Origin of the sequence: Acinetobacter sp. USHLN143, from assembly GCF_037145695.1 — a bacterium.
Taxonomy (GTDB): Bacteria; Pseudomonadota; Gammaproteobacteria; order Pseudomonadales; family Moraxellaceae; genus Acinetobacter; species Acinetobacter fasciculus.
Genome location: NZ_JBBCWZ010000108.1, coordinates 1 through 6,256 on the forward strand (window position 1 = coordinate 1; position 6,256 = coordinate 6,256).

Below are 6,256 nucleotides of genomic sequence, written 5' to 3' on the forward strand. Positions count from 1 at the left end.
CAAGAGAATTTGTGTGCTTATACAAGAGAATTTGTGTGCTTATACAAGAGAATTTGTGTGCTTATTGAGAGTGAAACCCTCTGATACCAATGCTTTCATAGGGTCTAAAAGCATTTAAAAGCTTTAAAAATAATTAAAAGCCTTTCGGCAGGGGAGTGGAACTGCCCTAGGTACTCGCTAAAGCTCGTACTCTATTGAAGCTCGTTCCTCGCTTCGAGGGGCAGTTTTTAATTAATACTGTTTGTGATATTCAAAAGTAAAAGCATTGATAATGTATTCGCTTCGCTCATATTTTTTGAAAAGCAAAAGCTCCAAAATTCGCACCCATTCGGGATGCTCTGTATCTACCGTTTAAAATCAAAAGGGAGCTTGTAATCAGGGAAAAGGCAGGCGCAAAATTTTAATGCCAGTTGATCGCTCGTAGACACTCGCTCGGCTCTTATTGGGATGATTTTAATTATTAAAATATCTAATCAAAACCGTGGAACATTGATTAAAGAATATTCGTGGAACATAAAAAATCATAAAAAAAGCCCAAACGGGCTCGATTGGGCTATAAACTAGAAACTACAGCATTGATTTCTAAGTGGAATTATAACGTATTTCGTATAAGGTGTATTATGTTAATTTTAGGAGATCTATACAATTCTGTACTTTTTCACAATCATAGAAAAAGCAAATAAAATACTTACCCAAAATAAATAATCAATAAAAAAATTGAGAAAAACAAATTGATCCATGCCGATGAAAATAAATAAAGGATTGATACTTATACTTCCGACTGGAGAGGTTTCACCATCTATAAGGAACTGTAGAGGAAATCCCCCAGCTATGACTTCAACTTTTTCAAGCTTATCTACAACTATGCGAGCAACTAATATATTTTTTTGATAAAGCAAAGATACATAAGTCAAAATAATCGCTAAGAAATTAAAATATAATATTTTTTTCATAACTATTCTTTATCTTTTAAATTAATTAAAAACAGCCAATAACATAAGCCAGGAAAGAGAGCCATAAAAATAGTCCATGTATTGGTATACATTTTCCACCACTCTTTCGAAATTTCTCCTGTGTGACTCCATTCAAAAAGAATAAAAAATGGAGTAGCAATAATTATAGAGGCAATACAGATAGTTAATAAATTAAGACTGTTATAACGATTTAAAAGAATTGAGAATATGAAGCTGAAAGGTACAGTCAAAATACAATAAGCCAAGTAGACAAGACCGTGCCCTACAAGAACCACTAAAATCGAGTATAGGCTGTATTCCTGATTCATTACGATAAACCGGACTGCTGTGAAAAAAAGTAGTGGTAAAGGAGAAAGTAAGAGAGCTTTTACTATTTTTTCATTTGAGTATTTCACTAATTTAATTCTCTTATCTACTCAATAAATAATAATACTATAACGATTTTATTGGAGGTTTTTTGATTCTATTTAACATAATGGTGGTTATACGAAATTTGGATGTTAGAAACCATTTAAATTAATGAGTTATTGAATAAGTAAAACCCTCTAAGTAGACTTTTAGAGGTTGTAAATCTAGGAAAAAGCTAAAGATGCCGTTGATTGAGTATTACGGTCTGCTATTTGAATGGCACGATAAAAAAATGGAATTAGTCTATCGAGGGCGTGAAATTACTTTTGAAGAGGTATGTAGTGTTTTTCTTGACCCAGAGCTGATTTCCTTTGACGATCTTGGTCATTACGATGAGCAACGGCTAATATCAATCGGTCTAAGTAATCGTGGTAGACTACTAACAGTGGTTTGGGTTGAACGTGGTGATGTTGCAAGAATCATTACTGCCTTTGAGCCATCGCACAATCAAAAGCGGAGGTATAACTATGCAAAATGACTTAGAACGCTATAAAAATTTTGACCCTACCAATGCGCCAGTAGTAAAACCGAATTTTGTGAAAAAATTACAAGAACGCCATGCCATTGCTCAAGCAAAGGCTTTTGATGCAGATGTTGTAACTTGGCTAAGTTCTCAAGATGATGAAACAAAACAGCATATTAATGAGATGGTTCGCCATATCATGGCATTAAAACGTGTTTAATTAAAATTTAGCTCGATGCTTTGAAATATGGCTTTAGCCATGTTTCAAAGTCGAGCCACTTTGCGCGTACTGGTATAAATTGAATAACGAAAGAAACCAAGCAAAGTACTGTCCCATCTCATAACTTGGTTGACTATGAAAATATATAATTTAGTTCAGAGCTTTTTCATTATTTCTGTGCTTACTGGCTGCATGGCAAAACCTGCCTTAGTTTCTAATGCTATAGAACCTGTAAAACCAGTATTTTTTATCAAGCAAAGTCCCGAAGTGAAGACTTATATGGTTTCACTTGCAGGTGGCAAATTACATTTAGATCCACATGGTTGTATTCGTCTAAACAGTGATACCAGCCCTTTTATTATCTGGGCTAGTAGCAGCGAGTTAGAATATACAAGTGACGGTAGGATTAGTATTACCAACAAATTTAATAATCATAAAGTCTTTGTAGGTGATGAAATTAGACTTGGTGGAGGTCAGTACCCAACGAAACCTCAATCTATTACTAGCCCTATTCCAAATGTTTGCGCTAACCACGGCTACTGGATTGCGGCTCCGCTTTAACAAACACTATTTAGGGTCAATCACACAATAATCTTTGTTTGGCCCATGACAGTCATTTTTCATGATCCGGACACAGGATTGGCTATTACAGTTTTTAATATCCAGGTTATATCTTTGTTCTAGCCAAGCTGCTTCTGCCCGACGTTCTTTGATCTCGTCAAAACTTGGAATGAATAAAAATATGAAAGACAGAAAAACCAGCACCAGACTGAGGAAAATTGCACATAACAGAGCAATGAATCTATAGTTCAGTTTATCAGTAGCCTTGTCTAGTTCATGAATACGCCCTTGAAGGGCATGTGTAGCTTCCTTATTTGCGTTATTTAGGGTCTTTTTGCTCTGTTCTAGCACCCCAGTAGCCACTTTATTGTAAAACGTCTCTAATCGCTTGTTATCGTCTGCTATGGCCTCTCTGTATTCCTTCATGGAAGCCAGTAAAATATATAGTTGATCGTCTAACTCGTTTTGGTTGCTCATAGCGATGGCCCACTTCTTCCGTATTTAATACGCTGCGTCTGTTTCATCTTCTGCTCTTGTTCCAATTTCAATCTTTGCCTTTGCTCAAGCTCCAGACGTTGCACTTCCCGATCTTTCTTCCATTGCTCGAAACCTTGCTCAACACGGTTGAATCCTTGTTTCAATGTCTTTTCCTTTTGCTGTTCTTTGTTTTGGAGCTGCTGGCTGTTTTGCTGTTTGATCGTGTCGTTGAAACGGCTAATTTCAGTATCTATGCCTTTTCTGCGCATCTGAGTGACTTTACTGCCCTCATGGATGGTAGCTTGTAGCTGATTACCTTGATCGGCATAACTGCGGTGGTCGATTCTTTCCCGATACCCTGCATGTTCGAGGGCATGATTGGCTAGATTTGCCCAGGTGGATCGGATCTGTTTAATTTCTTCCTGGCTTGTTCCCATACCTAAAGTTTTTCTTTTGGTATTATTTAACTCAATATCGGTCTTATCCTTTAGCACCAAATTATGATCTTGATCCAGTTCAGCCTTACGGGTAGTTAATAAGATATGCGCATGATGATTTTTATCACTGCCATTATGACTAGGCGCATGAATGGCTAAATCTGCAATCACCCCATAACGGTCTACTAAAGATTGCGCGAACTCTTTTGCTAGTTCTTTTCGCTGTTCTTCATCCAGTTCATCTGGCAAAGCAATCACCCATTCACGTGCAGTTCGGGCATCTTTCCGATTTTCTGATTTTTCTGCCAGATTCCAGACTTTGCTTCGGTCTAATTCAGTATCCAAATTAGAAAGAATTTCCGTATAAACCACACCTTCTTTTCTCGTAAAGTCGTGCGTTAATCCTGTTCGTTCATCTGTTAATTTTTCTCCTGCACGATAAGCCATAGATGCAACCGCAGTTCGTCCCGAACTTCGATTAACCGTCTTAGTGGTACAGTGATAAATTGCCATGCCTTAGCCTTGTGATGGTTTTGCTTTTGCTTTTAAAAATTGCGTAGCAGTTTTTTGGGGTTAAGGGGAATCCCCTTACGCAAACTTTGACTTGGATGAAATCCAAGTCGTAAGTGCCATTTCATGAAAAACACGATAGCATATAGCCCGCTTGAATTTCAATTCATAGGGCCTTATGCTTGAGTGGTTTTCTATATCCCGAAATCTGAATTATGACAAAAACTGCTGAAACTCTTGAAAAGAAAATCGAAGCCCAATTAGAGAAGCTGAAACAGTTAAAGGCTCGTAAACAAGCTATCGAAGCTAGAGAAAGATCGAAGCAAAAAGAGCAAGAAAGAAAGGATGATACTCGACGTAAAATTTTGCTCGGTTCTTATTTAATTAAAAAGATGCAAAGTAATGAAGCCAACAAAGAAAAAATACTCATGGAACTTAATGAATATTTAACTGAAAATAGAGATAGACAGCTTTTTGACTTACCAAATATTGAGGAAAATTAATTATGAATAAAGCCGATTTAATTGCCAAATTAGCACCTAAATTAAATATTAATCAAGACGAAGCAAGAGTTGTTCTTAATTCTGTTCTTGAAGTCATTACAGAAGCCCTAGTTGAAGAAAAAAATGTCCGATTAGTTGATTTTGGTACTTTTTCAGTAAAACAACGTCCAGAAAGAATGGGACGCAATCCTAAAACTGGAGAAAAACTTAAAATTGAAGCTAAGGAAATCGTTACTTTTAAACAAGGTAAGGCTTTGGGAGAGCAATTTATTGTTAAGCCAAAGCAAAAAAGTAAAGCTAAGAAGAAAGCCTAATTTTTCTTAGCTCTTTGTTTTTCTTGTTCGGCTTTATACTCTGGAATTAGCTCATTTAAGACCTTTTGGATATTTTCCTTATCTTCGATCTGCAAATTATCCCGATAGTAAATTAAGTCCTCTATTTTGCTTTCCATCTGCATTTTTTCGGTGGGTTCTGCATTTTGGGATATTCGGGATAATAGGAAGATATAACCGCATATATTTTCCCTCGCAATTTCATAATTTACGATATCGAGGTATTCAGCTTGTGTGCCGTGAAGTTCTTCTAATAGGTTGGTTAATTTCATCATGCTTGAAACCCTGCTTTTTCTAAACATGGATAAAGCTCTCTGAACTTTTCAGGCTCTAAAAGCATGTCAGCGATACGAATAGCAAATTGCTGAAAACTTTCCGTACCTTGTGAGTATTTGCTCATTTCGGGCATTTCAGACATTTTATTGGCAAATAAGTGGCGCTGAGCATCGGTCATTTTGATGAAAAAATCAGGGGTATTGGGATCACGTTTAATTTCAATTTTCGGCTGTGTTTTTTGCTTAAACCTGAATGAAAACCCAGTGATGGTACGCCCTTGCTTATGTTGTTCATAAGTGGTTTTTATATCCGTATGCTCATTGATCTGGGTAATAGCTGTGTCTAATACACGGTTTTTAAAATGATGCATACGTTGATATTCATCATCTTCAACACCTAAATTTTTACGTAATTGTTGCAGTTCAAAAATTGGTGTTTTACCAACCTCACGCCAGGCGATTAATAATTCATAAAGTCTGGTGGCGTACTTACTGGTTAAGTGTGCAACTTGTTTGGCTTCGTATTTCGTAAAATGTTCTTCTAATCGAGTGATTAACGGCACTACGTCAGGTGCGAAAGTAATTTCTAATAGCGCTAAGTCATCTACATAAAAAATACGACTAACCCAACGAGAGCGAACAACACCCACTTTTCCTGTTTTTTTGTATTCTGCTGTATAGCTAAACTGTCTATTAAATAGATTGTTTACAGCTTCTTTTAGAGCTTTATAGGATGCATCTGCCGATACATTAAAGAGCTTTGCATAATCACTAGCATGTATTTCTAGTTTGCTATCTGCCGTGATGCCCTGTCCTAATTCCCTTGCATTAATTATCGCCAGCATAATTAAACGCTGTTCTGTTAGTTCTAAATTATAACTGGCGTTTATTAATGCATTATCTTTCACAACTAAACCATTCTTCATATTAAATACACGTTATTATTAATGTGTATTTAAACACTACATATAATATGTGTGTAAATCAAGAGAATTTGTGTGCTTATACAAGAGAATTTGTGTGCTTATACAAGAGAATTTGTGTGCTTATTGAGAGTGAAACCCTCTGATACCAATGCTTTCATAGGGTCTAAAAG

At 36.3% G+C, this 6,256-nt stretch carries 11 protein-coding genes; 5 read left to right on the plus strand and 6 right to left on the minus strand.

Annotated features, from left to right (window positions below):
• Nucleotides 1-638: 638 nt before the first annotated feature.
• Together WFH18_RS16250 and WFH18_RS16255 are read right to left on the minus strand one after the other, a co-directional pair.
• A complete protein-coding gene (locus WFH18_RS16250; protein ID WP_000723215.1) occupies nucleotides 639-953 on the minus strand; it encodes a hypothetical protein in 315 nt (104 codons plus the stop codon).
• Nucleotides 954-955: 2 nt separating this feature from the next.
• Nucleotides 956-1,369 (minus strand): hypothetical protein, encoded by a 414-nt coding sequence (locus tag WFH18_RS16255; protein WP_005020944.1) that lies wholly within the window; start codon nucleotides 1,367-1,369, stop codon nucleotides 956-958.
• A 194-nt stretch (nucleotides 1,370-1,563) separates the two neighbouring features.
• On the opposite strand from WFH18_RS16255, the gene WFH18_RS16260 reads away from it, so the two are divergent.
• The 3 genes from WFH18_RS16260 to WFH18_RS16270 all read left to right on the plus strand — a co-directional run bounded on the left by WFH18_RS16260 (nucleotide 1,564) and on the right by WFH18_RS16270 (nucleotide 2,626).
• Nucleotides 1,564-1,860, plus strand: coding sequence for a BrnT family toxin (locus WFH18_RS16260; RefSeq protein ID WP_044112499.1), 297 nt, complete (start codon nucleotides 1,564-1,566; stop codon nucleotides 1,858-1,860).
• Nucleotides 1,850-2,065: a hypothetical protein gene (locus WFH18_RS16265; RefSeq protein ID WP_086045014.1), complete on the plus strand. Its 216-nt coding sequence runs from the start codon at nucleotides 1,850-1,852 to the stop codon at nucleotides 2,063-2,065. The genes WFH18_RS16260 and WFH18_RS16265 overlap by 11 nt, the downstream gene beginning before the upstream one ends.
• A 135-nt stretch (nucleotides 2,066-2,200) precedes the next feature.
• Entirely contained in the window at nucleotides 2,201-2,626 is a 426-nt protein-coding gene (locus tag WFH18_RS16270) for a hypothetical protein (RefSeq protein WP_044113199.1), read from the plus strand.
• 6 nt (nucleotides 2,627-2,632) lie between these two features.
• On the opposite strand, the gene WFH18_RS16275 is transcribed toward WFH18_RS16270, so the two are convergent.
• The gene (locus WFH18_RS16275; protein WP_336755276.1) at nucleotides 2,633-3,103 is read right to left on the minus strand and encodes a hypothetical protein; all 471 of its coding nucleotides are present in this window, start codon (nucleotides 3,101-3,103) and stop codon (nucleotides 2,633-2,635) included.
• Nucleotides 3,100-4,053 carry a MobQ family relaxase gene (gene mobQ / locus WFH18_RS16280; RefSeq protein WP_086045013.1) on the minus strand — a complete coding sequence of 318 codons (954 nt, stop codon included), beginning with the start codon at nucleotides 4,051-4,053 and terminating at the stop codon, nucleotides 3,100-3,102. Before mobQ ends, WFH18_RS16275 begins: the two co-directional genes overlap by 4 nt.
• A gap of 212 nt (nucleotides 4,054-4,265) precedes the next feature.
• Here mobQ and WFH18_RS16285 point away from each other — a divergent pair, with 212 nt between their 5' ends.
• Both WFH18_RS16285 and WFH18_RS16290 read left to right on the plus strand, forming a co-directional pair.
• Nucleotides 4,266-4,553: a hypothetical protein gene (locus tag WFH18_RS16285; protein ID WP_005099140.1), complete on the plus strand. Its 288-nt coding sequence runs from the start codon at nucleotides 4,266-4,268 to the stop codon at nucleotides 4,551-4,553.
• Nucleotides 4,554-4,555: 2 nt separating this feature from the next.
• A complete protein-coding gene (locus WFH18_RS16290) occupies nucleotides 4,556-4,867 on the plus strand; it encodes an HU family DNA-binding protein (RefSeq protein ID WP_004647573.1) in 312 nt (103 codons plus the stop codon).
• Here WFH18_RS16290 and WFH18_RS16295 read toward each other — a convergent pair.
• Together WFH18_RS16295 and repM are read right to left on the minus strand one after the other, a co-directional pair.
• Complete coding sequence (locus WFH18_RS16295) at nucleotides 4,864-5,160, minus strand: hypothetical protein (RefSeq protein WP_034707427.1); 297 nt, start codon at nucleotides 5,158-5,160, stop codon at nucleotides 4,864-4,866. The genes WFH18_RS16290 and WFH18_RS16295 overlap by 4 nt on opposite strands.
• Nucleotides 5,157-6,086 carry a replication initiation protein RepM gene (gene repM / locus WFH18_RS16300; RefSeq protein ID WP_004647575.1) on the minus strand — a complete coding sequence of 310 codons (930 nt, stop codon included), beginning with the start codon at nucleotides 6,084-6,086 and terminating at the stop codon, nucleotides 5,157-5,159. Before repM ends, WFH18_RS16295 begins: the two co-directional genes overlap by 4 nt.
• Between the last annotated feature and the right edge of the window lie 170 nt (nucleotides 6,087-6,256).

What these genes read in the sequence shown, in the direction of transcription:
- WFH18_RS16260 (WP_044112499.1), top strand. Translation starts at nt 1,564, where the DNA reads ATGCCGTTGATTGAGTATTACGGTCTGCTATTTGAATGGCACGATAAA.
- WFH18_RS16270 (WP_044113199.1), top strand. Translation starts at nt 2,201, where the DNA reads ATGAAAATATATAATTTAGTTCAGAGCTTTTTCATTATTTCTGTGCTT.
- mobQ (WP_086045013.1), bottom strand. Translation starts at nt 4,053, where the DNA reads ATGGCAATTTATCACTGTACCACTAAGACGGTTAATCGAAGTTCGGGA.
- WFH18_RS16250 (WP_000723215.1), bottom strand. Translation starts at nt 953, where the DNA reads ATGAAAAAAATATTATATTTTAATTTCTTAGCGATTATTTTGACTTAT.
- WFH18_RS16290 (WP_004647573.1), top strand. Translation starts at nt 4,556, where the DNA reads ATGAATAAAGCCGATTTAATTGCCAAATTAGCACCTAAATTAAATATT.
- WFH18_RS16265 (WP_086045014.1), top strand. Translation starts at nt 1,850, where the DNA reads ATGCAAAATGACTTAGAACGCTATAAAAATTTTGACCCTACCAATGCG.
- repM (WP_004647575.1), bottom strand. Translation starts at nt 6,086, where the DNA reads ATGAAGAATGGTTTAGTTGTGAAAGATAATGCATTAATAAACGCCAGT.
- WFH18_RS16275 (WP_336755276.1), bottom strand. Translation starts at nt 3,103, where the DNA reads ATGAGCAACCAAAACGAGTTAGACGATCAACTATATATTTTACTGGCT.
- WFH18_RS16295 (WP_034707427.1), bottom strand. Translation starts at nt 5,160, where the DNA reads ATGATGAAATTAACCAACCTATTAGAAGAACTTCACGGCACACAAGCT.
- WFH18_RS16285 (WP_005099140.1), top strand. Translation starts at nt 4,266, where the DNA reads ATGACAAAAACTGCTGAAACTCTTGAAAAGAAAATCGAAGCCCAATTA.